Raw genomic sequence first — 21,206 nt, forward strand, 5'->3', positions numbered from 1 at the left:
AGATTACTGCTGCTTTAATTTTTCCAATGCCTCAATAATGACAGCAATTCTTACTTTGTATTCCTTATCTGGCATAGGTAGGGATTGTAGATACCCGCATAACATGGTGATGTTTTCGGCACCCATACCTTTTAATCCTTTTCTCATGGAAAACTTTTTGAGCATTATTTCCACAGCATCAACCATCTTTTTCGTATTTTCACGGCTCTTTAACGCTTGTAGATGTTGTATTAAGCCGCCAACATCGACATTAGATGCTTGTCGATCTATGCGGACGTAGCTGTTGTTTGTAAGCCCTTTGTTATAAAGGTAGCCAAGCATAACTTTGATACTTTTCGCTTCAGGGGCTATATGCACTGTATAGTATACTCTACCAATACCCTGTTCTATAAAAATCAGATGTTCTTCCACTGGTTGGTTACCCACAAAGATGCGTGCATTATAGGTAATTCCGTTTAGCCTTATGGTGGAGTTGCGCAACATAAATTCAACTTTTCGCAGCTTTTTAGCGTTGACGCGAATCACCGGATTTTTTTGTTGTATCGCAAAACTTTTCGTAATCGTCTTGTACTTTTTTATTTTTATTTGAACTTGTACTGTTTGTCCCACGGCAAAGACATCCGCAGCTTTGTATTGCTTACCATTGACTAAAATACCATGAGGAGCAAGTAATTCCTGAGTATTGTCATCCACTATTTGAAAAAAAGTTTGGTGTACTCTTTTCCTGATGGCGAAGAGGCTTTCTTGGCCATCTTTTCGAGAATCAAAAATTGATCCCCCGGATGAATTTGAATATATTTCTCACGTCCAAAAGTGTAATCAGGATGCTGGATATTCAACATATATTTCCCTGGTTTGATGCGATGATTGTCGTGAACGACCTGTACTGCCTTACCTTCAAGATCACTCAACGTAACGAGCTGTTGTGGTAAATTTTTCTTGTCGTCGTATCTGACATCCAAACGAATTCTTACAGGTTTAGAGACCAATTGAAATTGCATGACATAAGGACGATCATCTGGCCACACGTGTACTTTACTGACGATGGGAAAGTAGTGTTGCTGGTAGATGTGCAACAAATAACTATCAGGCTTTATTTTTGTGTCGCTATTAATAAGTATTTTTTCCTTCGTACCTATCTTCTCCATGGTAATTTGTGGTCGTTTGTTGTCTTGTACATCATAAGAAATTTGGGTAATTACTTTGCGAACATTTGTACTCAATGTACGCGATATGACAAATGTTTTTGCATCTTTAGGTATAGTAACGGCTTCTTCAATGGTTGCGTATCCAGGCTGGCTAATCTTGAGACGATAAGTTCCCGGTTGGAAAACATTATCACGGACATCTTTTCCATTTAATGCAACAATCTCTGGATCAATACGTTCCCCTGCTGGAAAATCTCCATCTATAACCACATCTATATCCACTCCATCTTTACTGGTCTTTTTGATTTCGCGACGGAGAGGTTGTATTTGTTCCTGTATATGAAATTTTTTAACACCATCAGGTATGCTTATTTTTTTCAAAATGTGGTGATAGCCCGCTTGAGAAATGAGTAGTGTGTATTCTCCTGGTGCAAACTTTTGTTGTTTTTTCACATCTACACCACTAAGAAAAAAGATCTCTGGATTTAAAGATTTCTCTTTTCCATCTTGAACAGTAAATATACTATAGGTAACAACAACTTCTCCCTCTGCTTTGGTTGCTGTTGTTTGCTGTTGTCCAAAAACTCCTATGGAACAAACGGCAAATAATGTTAAGATAAATAAAGTTAATTTTTTCATTTTTTTATACCCCAAATATTTGCTATCTAAAATACGTATAATACGTGTTTTCAAAAAATGATGTTTTTCTGCTAACCCCACTGCACCAAAAGCAGAAAAAACATCGTTGCTTTCCTGTAAAACGCGTAACATAGTTTTCGTGTATCTTTTACGTTTTCCTCCTAAATAAAACACCGCTAAGTCATCACATATTAGCTCTCGCTCTGTGTATATCTTACGGTTGATGTACCACACTACCGGATGAAAGAAATAGACGATTTGCAACAGAATCTGCAACCAATTCACCACAAGATCTCTGCGTTTCAAGTGTGCTAATTCGTGTAAAACAATAGGTGCCAGTTCTTCCTCTTTCCAAGAATGAATAACGTGTTGTGGTAAAATAATCTTCGGAAACAATATACCCGTCAAAAACGGTCCATCGCTTTCCTTTGGTGAAAGTAGAACTTCTATGTGTTTTTTTATACCAAGACTTTTTTGACACTCTTCGAGGAGGTTGAGTATTGCTGGATCTTCGATGCGCGGATAAATCTTTATTTGCGCATAAGCGTATACTGCACGAAGAATAACAATACTCCCCAGAAATAAAGCACATAGTCCCCATAGCAGAACAATAACGCCCGGAAAAGACAGATGCAAAGAGATATAAGGCTCATTGACAATTGGTGATGAACTACCTGTATAATTCTCAGGTAAAGCATCTTCTATCGTTACAGGTGTTTCCCATACCGTTGGCAAACTGTTGGGAATGTAGTATCCTTCGCGATCTGCTTGAAAAAAGTCTCCCGGTAAACATAAACGCAGGAGAATAATGCACCATAACCAGTAACGAAAACTCGCGGAAGAACGCGAGAAAACTTTACATAGTCCCCATACTACAATCGCTAAGATACAAATTTGCCAACTGATCATCCATAAATGGTTCAGGATGTTTTCTGCTACAGAGTCAAGACTCATTACTCCTCCTCGAATTCATCTATTAATTTTTTCAACGAAGATAGTTCTTCTTTATTGAGTTTTTTGCCTTTGGAAAAATGAGTAAACAAAGGAGCCACGGTGTTGTCCAGAACAGTGGCAATAAAATTTTCAATTGCCGTACTGGTTACCGCTTTTTGTGAAGCCGTTGCAATATACAGACAAACATTGCCATCTTTTTCTCGTTTGAGATACCCCTTCTCAACAAGTCTATCCAGCATAGTTTTTACCGTACGGTACTCCCAACTTTTAGGAGGAGAAACCTCTTCGTAAACTTCACGTGCCGAGCAACTTCTTTTTTCCCAGCACACCTTCATAATGACCCACTCCGCCTGAGACAATTTTGCTAGTTGTGTCATGCTTATTCTTTCATTGTTTGTATTGATTACTACATTTGTAGTAGCATGGTGAAAAAAATACTACATCTGTAGTAGTGTTGTGAAAAAGGATACTACACATGTAGTACTTTGTCAACGATAAAAATATTTTTTGGGGAAATTAATGTAGGAAGGCTTGATTTTATTGGGGTAGGGGATTCGTTTTCGGATTGGTGCCTTGGGATCGGGGATTCGTTTTCGGATAGGTATCTTGGGGTAGGGAATTCTTTTTCCAATTGGTATCTTTGGGATAGGAGATTCGTTTTCCGATTGGTGCCCTCACCATCGAATTTAAGGTTTTTAGCGAAGCTAAAACCTTAATTCTCATGCCTCTCCCACGGGAGAGGCATAACACGTCTGAATTTGCTTCCATTTGTTTTATTTTGTGCCCGCTATACACACAACCACGATTGTATAAAGACAGTAACGCTATGCTCGCGTCTCGCAACTTAAGTGAATTTTGTTTTTTACAAAAGAGAAGCATTACACCTCTCCCTGTGGGAGAGGTATGAGAATATTAGGTTTTAGCGCAGCTGAAACCTAATAATTCGATGGTGAGGGCACCAATACTAAGACGAATTCCAATACTTTTACCTAACCATCCAATTTTTCACGCAAAATCTTATTCACCATTCCGGGATTGGCTTTCCCGTGGCTTGCCTTCATGGTTTGCCCAACGAAATAACCAAAGATAGTCGTTTTACCTCCACGGTATGCGGCGACTTGTTGCTCGTTTTTTTGTAGTACTTCCTCTACAATTTTGGCAATCGCACCCTCATCACTGATCTGTCGCAACTGCTTTTCTTCAATAACCTGCATTAGGCCTTTGTTGCTCATAAAAGCTTCTTTTACCACCTGTTTACCAATCTTACCGCTGATTTCCTCGTTATCTATTGCCTGTAAAAAGTCAGCAAAGTCTTGCGGTGTGATATGAATTTGCGACGATCGCGCGTTTACGTAGGATAAGATTTCACTAAAAAACCAATTGCTGATCGCTTTGGCATTGGGATGTATTGCGCGAATATCTTCAAAATACGCCGCATAGTGCGGATTGTGCATGAGATATATCGCTTCTTTTTGCGAAAGTCCATAACCCAGGTATTGCTCTTTGCGCTCTAGGGGCATTTGCGGGAGCTCACTACGTAAATTGGTTACCCACTCCGCCGGTACTTCTACAGGACGCAAGTCGGGATCGGGAAAATAGCGATAATCATGTGAATCTTCTTTGGTACGCATAATGAGTGTTTTCTGCTTGTTGTCGTCCCACAGTCGCGTTTGTTGTTCGACGACATTCCCACTATCGAGAATTTCTTTTTGGCGTTTGATTTCATACTCAAGGGCGCGTTCGACAGCCTTAAATGAATTTAGATTTTTGATCTCTGTTTTTACACCTAGTTCACTTTCCCCTTTTTTGCGCAGTGAAACGTTGGCATCGCAGCGTAAACTTCCTTCCTCCATATTTCCATCGCAGATGTTCATGGATACCAGTATGGTACGCAACATCGTCATGTACTCTTTTGCCTGATAGGGAGTTTGTATGTCTGGCTCACTGACAATTTCAATTAAGGGGATACTGGTGCGGTTAAAGTCGACCGCACTGGCCTGTGCTCCCCAAATTCCCGGTGTACCTACGTGAATCATTTTTCCGGCGTCTTCCTCGACATGAATGCGATTCAAACGCACTTGTTGTTGCTGCGCTTCTTCATTTTCGATAACAATGTGCCCTTTGCTACACAGCGGCTTTTCAAATTGCGAAATTTGATAGGATTTCGGAGAGTCGGGGTAAAAATAGTTTTTGCGCGCAAAAACACTGTGATTATTGATCTCACAATTCATGGCCAAACCAGCCAATATCGCCATGCGTATCGCTTCCTTATTGAGAACCGGTAGTGCCCCAGGTTGTCCTGTGCACACCGGGCAAGTATTGGCATTTGGTGTTTTGCCAAACTCCGTGGAGCAACGGCAAAACAATTTTGATTTTGTGAGTAGCTGCGCGTGAACTTCTAAACCAATTACGACCTCCCAATTTTCGAGCGTGCTCGTTTTACTTTGCTCTAATTTTGCTTCGTGGTGTTTTTTCGATTGTTGGGGCGGCACAAGGTAGCTACTCTCTTTAAGTACCGGTGCATTCTCCAATAAATTTCCCTGCCAATCCACCGCGACGTCGTCCACCATAAAACTTTCGCTTGTTGATAACTTATCGTCTTCAAAGTCAGGCGCTTTGTCTATAATCTGCGCGTAGTGCAAAAAAGTTTGCAGTTCTTCTTGTAGAATTTCACGCTGTTCTTTTTCGATTTCGACGCCTGATAGTCTTATCAGAGAATTAATTTGCTTTTCCATGAGTTCTCCTAAGGGCTTACGCGATGAATATCGCGAGGAAAAAGTGATGCGTGGCGTACATTATCATGTCCCATAATTTTCATGGTTAAACGTTCCAAACCCATACCCAAACCACCATGAGGTGGCATACCGTGCTTGAATATACTCAAGTAGTCCTTCACATCTTCTAGTGAACCACCGCCTTTGCGTATATTCTCGCATAACATTTCATAATCGTGGATACGCTGTCCGCCGGTAGTGATTTCGATCCCTTTGTACAATAGGTCAAAACTGCGCGTATATCCTGGAAGTCTTTCGTCGGGCATGGTATACACGGGACGCTTTTGCTGCGGATAGCCAATTACATACACAAAATGTGAATTATGCTCTTCTAAACAATACTTATGCAAAACTTGTTCACCAATAGAAGAAATGTCATCGTCTTGTTGCACGGCTTTCCCCCCACGACTTTTGATAATTTCTAGTGCTTCGAGGAAGTGAATACGCGGTATCGTGTCGGGAATGGCCAAATCCAAAGTACGATCGGTTACATAGTCCGCATATGTTTGTTGAAGATTTTGAAAAATGTGGCGTAGTAGCTTTTCTTGCATGTCAATAACATCTTGTTCGTTGTGAATAAATCCCATTTCAAAATCTAAACTGGTGTATTCATTTAAGTGACGTGTAGTGCTGTGTCTCTCGGCGCGAAATACGGGTCCCACTTCAAAAACTCTTTCTAGCCCACTTCCCACCATGGTTTGTTTATAAAACTGCGGTGATTGTGCTAGGTAAACTTTGCGTCCAAAGTAATCGAGAGGAAAAATATTGCTTCCTCCTTCCGTTCCCGTTGATATAATTTTTGGGGTTTTGATTTCAAAAAAGTTTTGGCTACGCAAATATCCACTGAAAAAACGAACGACAAGCGATTGTATTTTAAAGGTCGAAAGTATTTGTGGGTTACGAAGTGACACCGGGCGGTTATCGAGAACGGTTGGCAAATTAAATCCTTCAGGGTTGGTACTCATCGATAGCGGAGGGGCGGCATAGGAATGGCCCACAACTTCAATTTGTGGTTTTGCAATTTCTATCTCGCCATATGGGCTGCGCTTTTCGCGGGCCACGATCCCTGTTACGCGGACAACCGTTTCCAGCTCATATTTTTCGCTGGAGTTCTCCACGACCACTTGTGCAAATCCCGTTGCGTCGCGAATGATCATAAACTCCACACCACCAAGTTTATTGATTTTATGTACCCAACCACAAATGGTCACTTCTTTGGCGACATGGTTGGCCAAATCGTTGTTATAAATGCGTGAATGTTGTGGTTGCGCCTTGTAACTTGCACGAACCTGCTGTAGCTGTTCGCTAAAACTTTGGTGTGCTTTATTCTGCGTGGCAATATTTTTATGTACAATTTGTTGCTGCGTATCGATATTCTCTAGCTTAGGAATAAACTGTTTCTGTTGCGTTTTCTCGAATTGATAGGCAATGTTGAGTATCTGTTGTTCTTGAAGCGCACCGCCGATAATTTGTAGGCCGACAGGTAAATTTTCCACCATACCACATGGAATGCTAACAGCGGGTAAGCCAGTTAAATTAGCGATAACCGTTGTGACATCGGCGACATAAACCTTCATGAAGTCCTGTTCACTTTCCCCTTTTGTGAAGGCAGTATTCGGTGTTGTCGGGGTCACAATCGCATCGTAAGAATGGAGAATATTGTTGAGCAAATGACAAATACGCCGACGCATTTTTTGCGCTTTGAGATAATAAGCATCGTAGTAGCCAGAAGATAGCACAAAATTTCCCAGCAAAATGCGTTTCTTCACTTCTTTGCCAAAGCCCTGTGAACGGGTAGCTGTGAGCATCTCTTGATATGTTTTGCGCTCTTCACGTTGCCCGTACTTGACACCATCATAACGCGCTAAATTACTACTTGCTTCTGCGGTAGCGATTAAATAATAAGCCGCGACCACATAATCAAAAAATGGAAATTCTACTTCAGTGACTTCGGCACCTAGACTTCGCAAACTTTCTATAGATTGTTCAAAAACCTTCGCAACATGTGGATTTATGTAGTTAGAAATTTCGCCTAAAATGGCTATTTTTTTTCCCGCAATATTGCGTTGTAGTGCCTCTAAGGCAACAGGAGCACTACGAATAGAAGTGGAGTCTCGTTCATCAAAACCACCAATAGCGTTTAAAAGCTGGGTAGCTCCATAAACGTCGCGTGCCATGGGCCCCACTTGGTCTAAAGAAGAGGCATATGCCACTAAGCCATAGCGCGATACATATCCGTAAGTGGGTTTTAACCCGACAATACCACAAAAACTCGCAGGTTGCCGCACAGAGCCACCTGTATCACTACCGAGTGCTAAAGGACTCATTCCAGCAGAGACCGCGACAGCAGAGCCACCAGAAGAACCTCCGGCTACTTTATTTATGTCCCAAGGATTATGTGTTTGCTGTGTCGCAGAATTTTCTGTCGTCGACCCCATGGCAAATTCGTCGAGATTGGTTTTCCCAATAAAAATGGCTCCTGCCTCGCGCAATTTTTCAACGCACGTGGCCTCGTAAGGTGGTGAATAGTTATGTAAAAGTCGTGAAGCGCATGTCGTTTTGAGACCATGAACATGAATGTTATCTTTTATGGCAATGGGAATGCCATCAAGTGCACTTTTGTTCTGTTTCTTTTGCCAGCGTGCATCACTTTCATCGGCAAGACTCAGTAACTTTTCACGATCGGCTACTTGCAAAAAAGCACCCAGATGATTGTTGAATGTGTGAATTTTGTCTAAGTAAGCTTGTAAAATTTCGCGACAAGAAATTTCACGCTGTTGTAATAATTTAGTAAGTTGTTGTAGGGGTAGCTGAGTTAAACAGCTCTGGACCATGATTTTCTCTCTCAAAGTGGAAGATCTATTTTTTTAGTTCTGTTAAGCTTTTTTTGATAAAATTTTCAATAACATACCAGTACTTTTTTCCACCGATGATAAATGTGTCGTTGTGTTTACCATCAGTTACCGGATAAAGTAACTTGGGTTTTGAAGCAGACTCATATAGTTCTTTTGCCATCACATAAGGGATGAGCTCATCTTCTGTACCATGTAAAATTAAAAGTGGGTGTGTGACATAACCAATAAGATCGATGGAACGAAACTTAAAAGGGCTTGCCCAACAAAAAAAAGACGCGAGCCATGGAACAAAAAGACCGCGAATAAGATCGTTTAAACTGGTAAATGTCGAAGCGACAATTACCGCACCGAATTCGCGATTTAGAGACAAACGAATCGCCACAGCTCCCCCTAAGGATCTACCGAAACATACAATCTTTTCTGGTGGGATACTACGCTCTTGTACTAAATAATCGTAGGCGGCTTCCGAATCTAAGTATAAACCTCTTTCCGAAGTACTACCTTTACTTTTACCATAACCGCGATAGTCAACAATGAATACCGAAACCTTAATACAATGCCATAGTGCTATTTCGTCAAGGCGATTGGATATATTTCCGGCATTTCCGTGCAAAAAAAGAACTGTGGCTACCGAATTTTCGCAAGGGACAAACCAACCATGAAGCTTTTTTTTGTCTCGCGTAGTAAAGTAAACATCTTCGTAATCAAGACTGTGCTGCTTTGGCGTGTCGAGATGCTCTTTGTCGGGGTGAAATAGCATGTTACAAGCTAGTTTTCGCGCTGCCCAACGAAAAATAAGCCAAATCCATAGAAAAATTACACTGTAAAATAGAATTACTTTAAAAATCATTTTCATCTACTTTCAAAACGACTTTACCTATTGACTTGCCACTTTTTAACCAGTCTATGGCGTTTAAGGCTTCGGTAAAAGAAAACTCTTTGCCCACAAAGGGCCGCAAATCGTGTGCTTGCATTTCACTAAACATTGGTTGTAAAACTTCTACTTCATCCCACAACCAGATTAAATTAAATCCCATAACGGATTTGTTGTCAGATATTAGCTGTAGGGAATCATAACGTGGACGGCTTAAATATTTCCATATAGACTTTATGTAGTTGGGGCGTCTTTTTGTGGGAGTGTACTCTGCAGCACCAAAGATAATTAAGCGTCCTGTGGCACTAAGTAGGTCGTAACTTTGTTGCTGTACTTTACCGCCAATAGCATCGAGAACAACATGCAACTCTTGTCCATTTAGTAGCTCACGTACCTGCTGTGTAAATAAATTTGGATTGCGCACGAAAATGTCAGAAAAACCTCTTTTGGCTAAAAATTCTTTTTTTTCCGTGGTGCTAACGTTACCGATGGCACGGGCATGGATACTTTTGCAAATTTGTAGTGCTTGATAGCCTACTCCGCCTGCCGCACTCTGAATGAGAACGTTCTGTTGGGGTTTAACATTTGCCAACTCTTTAATCGCATACCATGCGGTAAGTGTTTGTGCTGGATAAGCGGCGCCTTCCGCAAAACTCCAATCATCGGGCAGTGCATAACAATATTGAGGCAAACTATCGATTACAGAGGAATACCCTCCAAAACGCGTAACGCCAAAAACGCGGTCGCCCTCTTTGTAACCGTCTACATTTTTACCTACCTGTGTAACAGTTCCGGCAAACTCAAGTCCTGGAGTAAAGCTTCCTTTTGGTGTTGCGGAATATAAACCTACCAAAGCGAAAATATCGGCAAAATTGAGACCAACTGCCCGTGTTGCGACGCGAATTTTATCGTCCGCGAGAGGCAACAGTTTTTCTTCGCTTAGGGCCAAGTTATTAATATTACCTGCTTGTTTAATTTTCCATAACTTTTTCATGATTTTTCTCACAGTCGTAATTTTACAAAATCTTTTGCTTCATAATAATAGTTTTTTACAAAATCTCCATAGTTTTATGAAACTTTTGTGCTCGTAACAAATTTTCGTTGATCACTGTGTTATTTTTAGTTAGCATAGGCTCATACTTAATTATGCCTAAAAGGCATCTTTCGATATTGCTTTCATTATGAGGTATTGTTTATGTTACAACCTACTTACCCTTACTATTTAGCGAACAAACCACAATCTCCCAATGCTGACCTTGAGGTTATTGATAAATACACAGGCGAAATCGCAACACGCATTGCCGTGGCAAATCGCGAAGCCATAGATCTTGCCATCCAAAAAGCCGTGGAAGCTACCGAGCCAATGGCGAAAATGCCAAGTTATCAGCGTCAAGATATTTTAAACCATTGTGTGAAAAGATTTACAGAGCGTGCGGAAGAGTTGGCGGTTGCATTGTGTATAGAAGCTGGTAAACCAATTAAAGATAGTCGCGGAGAAGTAAGTCGTTTGATAGACACCTTTCGCATTGCTGCGGAAGAAGCTGTGAGAATGACCGGAGAAGTAATGCCGATGGACATTAGCTCTCGCGCGAAAGGATATACCGGTATGTGGCGTCGTGTTCCTATCGGACCATGCTCTTTCATCTCTCCATTTAACTTTCCTTTAAACCTTGCTGCTCATAAAGTAGCTCCGGCTATTGCTGTGGGTTGTCCGTTTATTTTGAAACCTGCTAGTTTAACACCTATTGGTGCGATTATTATCGGTGAAGTTCTCGCAGAAACAGATCTTCCAGAAGGGGCGTTTTCTGTCTTGCCATGTGGACGTAGTGAAGCCGATTTATTTACAACCGATGATCGTTTGAAATTACTGAGTTTTACAGGATCTCCTGGAGTAGGATGGGATTTAAAAGCCAAAGCGGGTAAGAAAAAGGTTGTTCTAGAGTTAGGTGGTAACGCGGCATGCGTTGTGGACGAAGATGCTGATGTAGAAGATGCCATTTCTCGAATTATCTTTGGGGCATACTACCAATCAGGGCAAAGTTGTGTAAGTGTGCAGCGTATTCTTGTTCATGAAAAGATATACGATGACTTCCGGCAACGTTTATTAGCAAAAACAAGTACATTGAAAATGGGTAACCCGAAAGAAGACACAACATTCATTGGCCCAATGATTTCAGAAAAAGAAGCCAAGCGTTTAGACTCGTGGGTTCAGAACGCCGTAAACGGTGGAGCGAAACTACTCTGTGGAGGAAACCGTCAGGGAGCGATGTTGCAAGCGACTCTTCTAGAGGATGTTCCCGCAAATGCGGAAGTCAATTGCCAAGAAGCTTTCGGTCCTGTTGCTGTTTTGACAAAATTTTCGAATTTTGACGAAGCATTGAAGATGGTAAATGATAGTGAGTTTGGACTACAAGCTGGTATTTTCACAAATGACATCTACAAGGCTCATAAAGCGTGGAATGAGCTAGAAGTTGGTGGAGTTATCATTGGCGATGTACCATCATGGCGTGTAGATCACATGCCTTACGGTGGTGTCAAGGAGAGTGGTCTTGGTCGCGAAGGAATTCGCTTTGCGATGGAAGATATGACCGAAATTCGTTTGATGGTTCTGCGTACACCTCCTCACAAAATGTAATAGATGTCGAAGAAAAATAATCTACAAATGTAGATTATTTTTCTTTCGCAAAGTCAAGCCACCAAACAACTTCCCTACCTTAACTTTACGAATAACAGCTGTTATTTTTAGAAAAGAGTATAAATTTGAATAGTGATGATCCTCATTTAAAACTACGAGAAAATGTCAAGATGTTAGGAAATTTGTTGGGACAAACCATCCGCGAGCAGCAAAGTCCTCAGACTCTTGAAATCGTAGAACAGGTGCGCAGCCTTTCAAAAAAGGCACGTAGTGGTGACCAAAATAGTTTCGCTGATTTGGCGAAGTTACTCTCAAACATGGATATAAAAGAGGCTATTCCTGTAGCCCGCGCTTTTACACATTTTCTAAACTTAGCAAATATTGCCGAACAACGTCATCGTATTCGCCGTGCCCGTGAATATAAATCCTTGGGGAAACAACCGCAAAGGGCCTCTTGTGCAGAAGCATTTGACCGCTTAATAAACCAGGTAGGGGTAAAAAAAGAAGATCTGTATGATGCGGTATGCAAACAAAAAGTAGAATTAGTATTAACCGCGCATCCCACGGAAGTAACACGTAGAACCCTGATTCAAAAATATCAAGTGATCGATAATCTATTAGAGCAGTTAGATTTCTGTTTAGAAGAAGATCGCGAAGCGCTTCTTGAAAAACTATATTGTGAAGTGGTATGTTCATGGCAAACCGATGAAATTAGACGTAGCAAACCTACTCCTGTTGATGAAGCGCGTTGGGGATTTGCCGTTTTAGAAAAAACATTGTGGGATTCTTTGCCATTATTCTTACGCAATTTAGATAGTAATTTACAAAAATTTACCGGTAAGCCGCTTCCTATGGACGCAACTCCCATTTCTTTTGGTTCATGGATGGGGGGAGATCGGGATGGTAACCCGAACGTGGATCACAAAACCACACAGCGAGTATGTTGGATGGCAAGATGGGTTGCCGCAGATTTGTTTCATAAAGAAATCGAAGCCCTTTATAGTGAGCTATCGATAAAAACATGTTCTGCAGAACTACGCAAAATAGTTGGTAGTTCCAACGAACCTTACCGGAGAATTTTGCGCGTTATTCGCGAACGTTTGCACGAAACGCGTTTGCACTTTGCGGCTTTATTGGCGGGACAAACGTCCGCATATACCAACTACTATTCCAATAAAGACACACTGGAAAAAAACCTACTCCTCATATACGAGTCATTGCATGAAACAGGTTTGGGGATTGTGGCCGAGGGACGTTTAAAGGACGTGTTGCGACGTCTATACTGCTTTGGACTTTCCATTGTTAAAATTGACGTGCGTCAAGAATCTACTTGCCATACCGAAACCATTGATGCGATCACCAACGCCTTAGGAATTGGCTCATATAAAGAATGGAGCGAACAAGAACGCTACGAATTTTTATGCAAAGAATTGCAAAGTAAACGACCTTTGATTCCACGAGATTTTAAACCCGAGGGTATGGTGGAGGAGGTGATCAATACCTTCAAGGTGATTGCCGAAATTCCCGAAGATAGTTTTGGGGCATATGTCATTTCGATGGCAGCAACACCTTCGGATATTCTTGCGGTAGAGCTCATGCAAAGAGAAATGGGCGTTGCCAAGCCAATGCGTGTTGTACCTCTTTTTGAAAAAGTAGCCGACTTGAACGGTGCGAAGGATACTCTCGCCACACTTTTCAGTAACACGTGGTATCGCGAAAAAATAGGTGACCATCAAGAGATCATGATTGGTTATTCGGATTCGGCAAAAGACGGCGGACGTTTTGCCGCAGCTTGGGCTCTTTATGGTGCTCAGGAAAAAATGGTGGAAGTTTGTAGAGAACATAATGTACAACTGACACTATTCCACGGACGCGGCGGAACTGTTGGACGTGGAGGAGGTCCAACATACTTGGCCATTTTATCGCAACCTCCTGGTTCTGTTGATGGCCGATTGAGAGTGACAGAGCAAGGAGAAATGATCAATGCCAAATTTGGTCTGCCTGGTATTGCGTTCCGTACATTGGAAATTTATACAACGGCAACGCTTATTTCTACGCTAGATCCCCCTAAGCCACCAACACCAGAGTGGCGCAAGCAGATGGATGAACTTGCGAAAATCTCTCATGGGGTTTATGACAGTATTGTAAAAGAAAATGAGCTATTTGTTCCGTACTTTCGCGCGGCAACGCCGGAAGTAGAGTTAGGAGAACTAAACATTGGTAGCCGCCCTAAACGACGTAAAAAGGGTGGGGGGGTTGAATCACTCCGCGCAATTCCTTGGATATTTGCATGGACGCAGACACGTCTTATCTTACCGTCATGGCTAGGGGTCGGAGAGAGTCTAAAATCGCAAATGCAAAATAATGAAGATACACTACACGAAATGTACGAAAAATGGCCTTTTTTTCGTGCACTGCTTGACCTCATTGAAATGGTGTTGGCCAAGGCAGACATTAAAATCGCGGAGGAGTATGATAAGGCCCTTGTAAAAGACGACTTGCGTGGCCTCGGCGAAGATCTTCGCGCGAAATTTTTGGCCACTTATGAAACGGTATTACAAATAACAAGAAATGAACGACCGGTTGGTAGCAATGGAGTTTTACGTCGTTCTATTGATGTACGCAATCCTTATGTTGATCCGATCAATTTACTACAAATAGAAATATTAAAGCGCTTACGCAGTAGTGAAGAACACGATGAACAACTAAAAGATGCGTTGTTAATTACATTTAATGGTATTGCAGCAGGTATGAGAAACACGGGGTAGAAAATTGAAAGCGCTCGAAAAATTTTCAGGACGTACAGGTCCACTTGTTTTAGTTGTACTCGATGGAGTTGCCATCGGTAAAGAAGACGAAGGAAATGCTGTTTTTTTAGCACAAACTCCCGTTCTTAACTCCTTGAGAAAAAATTCCGTATATTGCGAATTGCAAGCTCATGGTACGGCGGTGGGTTTACCGAGTGATAAAGACATGGGGAATTCTGAGGTAGGTCACAATGCCATAGGTTCTGGTCAGATATACGATCAAGGTGCTAAGCTAGTTGGGGAGGCAATATCCTCGCAGCAAATGTTTCGCGGAGATACATGGCAAGAGTTGCGGAAAAATTGTGTAGAAAACGATACGTGTATGCATTTCATCGGCTTGCTCTCAGATGGTAATGTACACAGTCACATCGATCATCTATTGGGGATGTTGACAAAAGCGCATGAGGAAGGAGTAAAGAAAGCTCGCGTTCACTGTCTTCTCGATGGACGAGATGTTTCCGAAACTTCGGCTTTAAAGTATGTAGAACAACTAGAAAATCACTTACAGCAAATAAGTGCTAGTGGTAACGACTATAAAATCGCATCTGGTGGTGGACGCATGTATATCACCATGGATCGTTACGGTGCTGATTGGGAGATGGTCAATCGCGGTTGGAAAGTTCACGTTTTGGGCGAAGGAAGAACTTTTTCCTCTGCGACACAGGCGATCGAAACCTTTCGCAGTGAAGACCCCGGGGTTATCGATCAGTTTCTCCCCAGTTTTGTCGTCGGCGATGAAAATGGACAAGCTGTTGGTAAAATAAATGATGGTGATTCGGTTATCTTCTTTAATTTTCGTGGAGACCGCGCCATTGAAATTACCCAGGCGTTTACAAGTGAATCATTTGATAAATTCGACCGCGTACGCCATCCTAAAGTAAAATATGCGGGAATGATGCAATACGATGGCGATTCTAAAACGCCAGAACTTTTTCTCGTACAGCCGCCTTTGATACGCAATACCCTAGGAGAGTTTTTGGCAAAAAATAACTTTTCACAATTTGCTATATCTGAAACGCAAAAATATGGGCATGTGACTTACTTTTGGAACGGAAATCGCCTAGGTAAATTCTCGGACGCACTTGAAATTTACCAAGAAATTCCTTCGGACAGTGTACCATTCGAACAAAGACCATGGATGAAAGCCGCGGAAATTACCGATGCTGTTATCGAAAATATTGAAAAACACAACACAAAATTTACAAGATTAAATTATGCAAACGGTGACATGGTCGGTCACACCGGAGATATTACCGCGACAACAATCTCCGTATCAGCGGTCGATATGTGCTTGGGACGCCTCTTGAAGTATATTGAAAAGAAACAGGGTATTGCTATTGTTCTTGCTGATCACGGTAATGCCGACGAAATGTATGAAAAAGACTCTAAGGGAAATTTTGTACACAATGAAATAACGCAAAAATTAAAAAATAAGACTTCTCACACTTTGAATCCAGTACCATTTGCTATTTTTGATCCTCAGTACAATAACGAGTATAAAATAAATGATGACGTACAGAAAAAAGGTTTGAGTAATGTTGCGGCAACTGTCGTAAATTTACTAGGCTATGAAGCACCAAACGAATGGCAGCCATCTTTAATTGTATTTGAGTAGTAAATGGGAGATGCAATGCTTTGGCAAGATGAAGATATTTTAGTTCAAAAGTACAAAGTTATCTGTGCTTTAGATTCACAAAATACAAAACATAAGTCATACAAAATATACGATATAAATTGGGATCGCCCTTTTCGCTTGAAATGTTTTTGTCCGTCACTCTATGCCGATGCGCAAAAGGAAAAACAATTTATATATTTCTTAAAAAAATGGATATCATTATCGGGATGTCACGAAATAGTAAATGTGTACTATGTACGCAAAATTGACGAATATATTTGCTTGATTTCCGAATATGTAGAAGGTAGTAACCTGCGTCAACACATGGCGAATGGTAATGTTACATCATTACCGTCTCTAATTGACATCGTGATAAAAGTTACCCAAGCGTTGTACCACGCGGCAAATACAAATATGGTGCATGCGAACTTAAAGCATGAAAACATAATTATTTCACGTGGAAACTCTAGTGTAAAAGTAAGTGATTTTTTGTGCATGGATAACGACCAACAAAAAGGTGAAGATAACTATAAGCAGTTTTTGCAAGGCTTGTTCGCTTTGAGTATGGATACATTGCAAGAAAATGAGTTGCCTCCTACATTACAACACTTTATCGATAGTCCTTGCCTGGAAATTGCGGTAGAACAATTGAAGCAAATTTACGAAGAGATAACAGGTGAACTACACCTTGATTCGGTAAAGTCATCGCGATTTGAAATAGAGCAGGCCAACAAACAGGCACTTTCTTATATTGAAGTCGACGATGAAGATCGCGCAGCGCAACTGTGGTTTGCCAATATGACGCAAACTCCTCCAAGTGTCAGTGCTACTTGGAACTGGCACCTTCTTAACTTTCGTCGTGGTTTAGAAACTTTGGATCAGTTTCTCGACGACACAACGCATTTGGTAGAACAAGATATTGAACGCATTTCGTGTGCAAAGGCCTTGTTAGCGTTAGAAACAGGCTCATGTCTTGAAGAAAGTTTGGATGAAATTTTATTTTGCCATTCGCAAATGCCAAAAACATTGGTTTCTCAACGTTTAGAAGGTGAACTATATTTCCGTTTAGGAGAGCATGAAAAAGCAATCGCCACTTTTGAAGAGGTTTTGCAACACAGCGACTGCAATGGTGACGATTGGTACAGACTGGGGGCGGCCTTTTACGAATACCAAGAAACAGAAAAAGCCTTTGCCACCTGGGAAAAAGGTCATGAGTTACACCCCAACCATATGTTGATTTTGTTGGGAAGAGCTACGCACTTTTTCCATAAAGGACAGTTAGAGGAAACACAAAATTTATTGGAAAAAGTGACGGAAAAGTACCCTAATATTTTTTGGGCTAACCTTCATGCTGCCGAGTTTTTTTCAGGGCAAGGTCTCTACGACAGAGAGGTAACAAAAGAGTCTCAAGAAAAAGCTAGCCATTACTACAGGCAGGTGATTTGCGATAATCCGAATATGATTCGCGCCATTCGTGGTTTTCATACTTGTAGCAACGAAGAAATACCCGAAGTCGAAAGCCTCGACATTCTTGAAGGTTGGATGCAGGCGGCGTATTTTGATCACCCCGAGAACTTAATTACCGCAATGGATGCCTCTCAAGATGGTTCGATCATTGCCTCCGGAGATTGCGAAGGCAATATTATTATTTGGGATGGGGTCGACCATACTCCACTCTTTGGCTTCGGAGAACACGATAAACATATTAGCCAAATAAAAATTAATAGCGACAATAGCAAACTTGTTTCGGCCAGTTGGGACCACACAATATGCCTTTGGGATTTGACAACTGGTGAGTGTATACATCATTTGCAAGGTCACAGCGATCGTGTTGACAGCATTGACATTTCTCAAAATTACATTGCCTCTGGTAGTTGGGATGGAACATGTAAAGTATGGGACATTAACACCGGAGAATGCCTAACCACAATAGACAGTGGTGGTAGTGGCTGGATTAAAGACGTTGCTTTGTGCGACGATCACCATGCGATCTACTGCGATGAACACGAAAATATGTATTTATGGGATATCCAAACGCAAAAAGTACTGTACAATATGCGTGGAGGCTCAGTTATCGCCGGTAATAATGGCGAATTAGTGTCTACAGACGAGGAAGCGATATACGTATGGGAATCGCAAACCGGAGAACTGCTGTCTCAAATTGAAACTTACGATCACGAAACGGCTCTATCTCTAAGTGAAGATGGCTATTTTTTATTAACGCGCAATGAAGATGATATGCTGAAAATTTGGTACTTGCCTCTCAAATACTGTATCACAATTCTCTTTAACGAAGAAGCTCTTTGTGGAGCAATGACCCATAACGTCAAAACTCTAGTATCGGCCAATGGTTGTACCATATCCATATGGAACAATATCTTTGAACAGGCCTTTCCACTACGTCGTAAGGCGTGCTTTTTACAACCGAAAACAAATCAAATTGCTGTCCCTGCTCTTATTCCTCAGAAGATGCGACAAGCACAGATACTGTGCAATGAGGAAAAATATGCTGAGGCATACAAAATCTTTTGTTCCTTACAACGAATACCAGGATATGAAGCAAATGCACGCATTACAGAAGAAATAAAAAAATGCGCAATGCATAGTGAATTTGACATCGAAGGGGTCAAGGCTTGTATTCTGCGCAAAATGATACATACTCCTCAACAAATTTGGCATTTAGATTCCATTGACAATGGTAATATTGCCGTGATGAGCAGCGGTGATGATCCGATAAAAATCCTTAACCTACAAACTGATTATGACCTAGATGTTTTGGAAGGACATAAACGCACTATTTCTGCACTGCAAATTAGTCAAAGCGGTAAATTTGCTGTTTCGGGAGGGTGGGATCAGTGTGTATATGTTTGGGATCTGGAGCACAGGAACAAACATGCCATGTGGTCGCTTCATGAGAATTGGGTGAATAGTGTTTGCATCAGTGCATGCGAAAAATATGTTCTTTCGGGAGATCGCAACGGACATGTTTTTTTATACGATGTTCAAAGTAAGCAATTACAAGCGCAGAGAAAATTTACCGATAGTATCTATAAAATTTTATTTGCCGATAACGAAAAGGCAATTGTTTGTGAATGGAATGGAAATATACATCTGTGGAATTTTTCCACAGATACTATTGAGAAATCCGCGCGACCCCACCAGCGGCACCTGTTAGATGTCATAAAAAAACAGCAACTAATCGTTGTGACCTCGCGCAGTAAGAAAATTAGCATTCTGCACGCACAAACAATGGATATTGTCACTGAATTTAATGTAGATAATATTTTGAAGAATATCGATATCATTGACGAATCTATCATATTGGGAACGACATACACAGGTAAAATTTGCTTTTGGAAAATAGATAGTGGTGAATGTATATATGAATTTCAGGCACATCGTTCTGATATTTCTGTTTTTAAAGTCATTGATGATCGATTAGTTCTGACGGCCAGTGATAGTAATGAAGTATGTCTATTTGAAATTGATTGGATTTGGAGTGAGGTTTCATGAGAAATTTTGAATATTTAAGTGGTTTTGGCAATGAGTTTGCATCGGAAGCATTGCCTGACACACTACCCAAAGGACAAAATACCCCACAAAAAGTAAAGCATGGCTTGTATGCCGAACAAATTAGTGGAACAGCATTTACCGCTCCACGCGATGAGAATAAAAGAACTTGGTGTTACCGTATACGCCCTTCTGTCATTCAGGGGGAATATCAGCAAATCGACAACTTATCTTTGCGTAGTGCCCCATTTGATGAAGTACCGCCATCTCCAAACCAGATGCGTTGGGGAGCTTACCCTTTCCCGCAACAGCCAACAGACTTTATCGACGGGCTCATTACCATCGGTGGTAATGGTAGCGTGGACTCTCAAGTTGGTTTGGCCGTACATACTTATGTAGCCAACGCTTCGATGACAGATCGTTTTTTTTATAACTCTGACGGAGACTTTTTGATTGTTCCGCAACAAGGCATGTTGCTCATTCATACCGAATTGGGAAGTATGGATGTTAGTCCTGGAGAAATATGCGTCGTACCACGTGGAATAAGATTTCAAGTCGCTGTGGAAGGCGAATCGCGGGGTTATGTCTGCGAAAATTATGGACAGGCGTTTCGCTTGCCTGGTCTTGGAGTAGTGGGTGCAAACGGATTAGCGAACCCACGTGATTTTCTCACACCGGTTGCGCGCTATGAAGAGCGTGAAGGCGAATTTCGTTTAACCAACAAATACTTGGGGAATTTGTGGGAAGCAAGTATTCCTCACTCGCCGCTAGATGTTGTTGCATGGCATGGAAATTACGTACCTTATAAATACGATTTACAAAATTTCCAGGCAATCAACGCCGTAAATTTTGATCACCCAGATCCATGTATATTTACCGTTTTAACATGTCCTAGCGGTGTTCCAGGAACAGCGAATATCGATTTTGTTGTGTTCCCTTCGCGATGGTTAGTTGCCGAACGCACTTTTCGTCCGCCTTATTTTCACCGTAACTATATGAGTGAATTTATGGGACTCATAGAAGGTGTCTACGATGGCAAAGCAGAAGGTTTTGTTCCGGGAGGCTTTAGTTTACACAACCGCATGACACCTCATGGTCCAGACGCAACAACATTTGAAAAAGCCTCTAATGCTGAGTTGAAACCTACATATTTGGAAGGAACCTTGGCATTCATGTTTGAAAGTTTCTTGCCGTATCGACTGACAAAGCAAGTGCATGAATCACAATTACGACAAAAAAATTATTTAGATTGTTGGCAGGGTATTAAAGCCATTTTTTCTCCTGAAAACTAGGGAGTGTCACCAATTAAAGAAATATTTGCTTTACTTTGTCATCCCGCACTTGATGCGGGATCCACGCTTTTTAAGAGATAAAACAATAAAAGAAAAAATTCTC

General features: G+C 41.3%; 12 protein-coding genes. 5 read left to right on the forward strand and 7 right to left on the reverse strand.

Going from position 1 to position 21,206, the window contains the following annotated elements:
• Positions 1–3 precede the first annotated feature (3 nt).
• The 7 genes from UABAM_RS01205 to UABAM_RS01235 all read right to left on the reverse strand — a co-directional run bounded on the left by UABAM_RS01205 (position 4) and on the right by UABAM_RS01235 (position 10,238).
• Positions 4–693, reverse strand: coding sequence for a hypothetical protein (locus UABAM_RS01205; RefSeq protein WP_151966164.1), 690 nt, complete (start codon positions 691–693; stop codon positions 4–6).
• Positions 693–2,741, reverse strand: a complete 2,049-nt coding sequence (locus UABAM_RS01210; protein ID WP_151966165.1) for a M56 family metallopeptidase — start codon at positions 2,739–2,741, stop codon at positions 693–695. The genes UABAM_RS01205 and UABAM_RS01210 overlap by 1 nt, the downstream gene beginning before the upstream one ends.
• On the reverse strand, positions 2,741–3,118 hold the full coding sequence (locus UABAM_RS01215; protein ID WP_151966166.1) for a BlaI/MecI/CopY family transcriptional regulator: 378 nt from the start codon (positions 3,116–3,118) through the stop codon (positions 2,741–2,743). The genes UABAM_RS01210 and UABAM_RS01215 overlap by 1 nt, the downstream gene beginning before the upstream one ends.
• Before the next feature lie 612 nt (positions 3,119–3,730).
• Positions 3,731–5,476, reverse strand: coding sequence for an Asp-tRNA(Asn)/Glu-tRNA(Gln) amidotransferase subunit GatB (gene gatB, locus UABAM_RS01220; protein ID WP_229759345.1), 1,746 nt, complete (start codon positions 5,474–5,476; stop codon positions 3,731–3,733).
• 8 nt (positions 5,477–5,484) lie between these two features.
• On the reverse strand, positions 5,485–8,349 hold the full coding sequence (gatA, locus tag UABAM_RS33850; protein ID WP_151966167.1) for an Asp-tRNA(Asn)/Glu-tRNA(Gln) amidotransferase subunit GatA: 2,865 nt from the start codon (positions 8,347–8,349) through the stop codon (positions 5,485–5,487).
• A 25-nt stretch (positions 8,350–8,374) separates the two neighbouring features.
• Positions 8,375–9,220 carry an alpha/beta hydrolase gene (locus UABAM_RS01230; protein WP_173013068.1) on the reverse strand — a complete coding sequence of 282 codons (846 nt, stop codon included), beginning with the start codon at positions 9,218–9,220 and terminating at the stop codon, positions 8,375–8,377.
• Positions 9,210–10,238 carry a zinc-binding dehydrogenase gene (locus UABAM_RS01235; protein ID WP_151966169.1) on the reverse strand — a complete coding sequence of 343 codons (1,029 nt, stop codon included), beginning with the start codon at positions 10,236–10,238 and terminating at the stop codon, positions 9,210–9,212. Before UABAM_RS01235 ends, UABAM_RS01230 begins: the two co-directional genes overlap by 11 nt.
• A 201-nt stretch (positions 10,239–10,439) precedes the next feature.
• On the opposite strand from UABAM_RS01235, the gene UABAM_RS01240 reads away from it, so the two are divergent.
• From UABAM_RS01240 to hmgA, 5 genes are all read left to right on the forward strand, one after another.
• A complete protein-coding gene (locus UABAM_RS01240; RefSeq protein WP_151966170.1) occupies positions 10,440–11,879 on the forward strand; it encodes an aldehyde dehydrogenase family protein in 1,440 nt (479 codons plus the stop codon).
• A 125-nt stretch (positions 11,880–12,004) separates the two neighbouring features.
• Positions 12,005–14,647 carry a phosphoenolpyruvate carboxylase gene (gene ppc / locus UABAM_RS01245; protein WP_261343953.1) on the forward strand — a complete coding sequence of 881 codons (2,643 nt, stop codon included), beginning with the start codon at positions 12,005–12,007 and terminating at the stop codon, positions 14,645–14,647.
• Between the two features lie 4 nt (positions 14,648–14,651).
• Entirely contained in the window at positions 14,652–16,301 is a 1,650-nt protein-coding gene (gene gpmI / locus UABAM_RS01250; RefSeq protein WP_151966171.1) for a 2,3-bisphosphoglycerate-independent phosphoglycerate mutase, read from the forward strand.
• 15 nt (positions 16,302–16,316) lie between these two features.
• Entirely contained in the window at positions 16,317–19,814 is a 3,498-nt protein-coding gene (locus tag UABAM_RS01255; RefSeq protein ID WP_173013069.1) for a protein kinase domain-containing protein, read from the forward strand.
• On the forward strand, positions 19,811–21,103 hold the full coding sequence (hmgA, locus tag UABAM_RS01260; RefSeq protein ID WP_151966173.1) for a homogentisate 1,2-dioxygenase: 1,293 nt from the start codon (positions 19,811–19,813) through the stop codon (positions 21,101–21,103). Before UABAM_RS01255 ends, hmgA begins: the two co-directional genes overlap by 4 nt.
• The last annotated feature ends 103 nt before the right edge of the window (positions 21,104–21,206 follow it).

This window comes from Candidatus Uabimicrobium amorphum (assembly GCF_009002475.1).
GTDB classification, from domain to species: Bacteria; Planctomycetota; Uabimicrobiia; order Uabimicrobiales; family Uabimicrobiaceae; genus Uabimicrobium; species Uabimicrobium amorphum.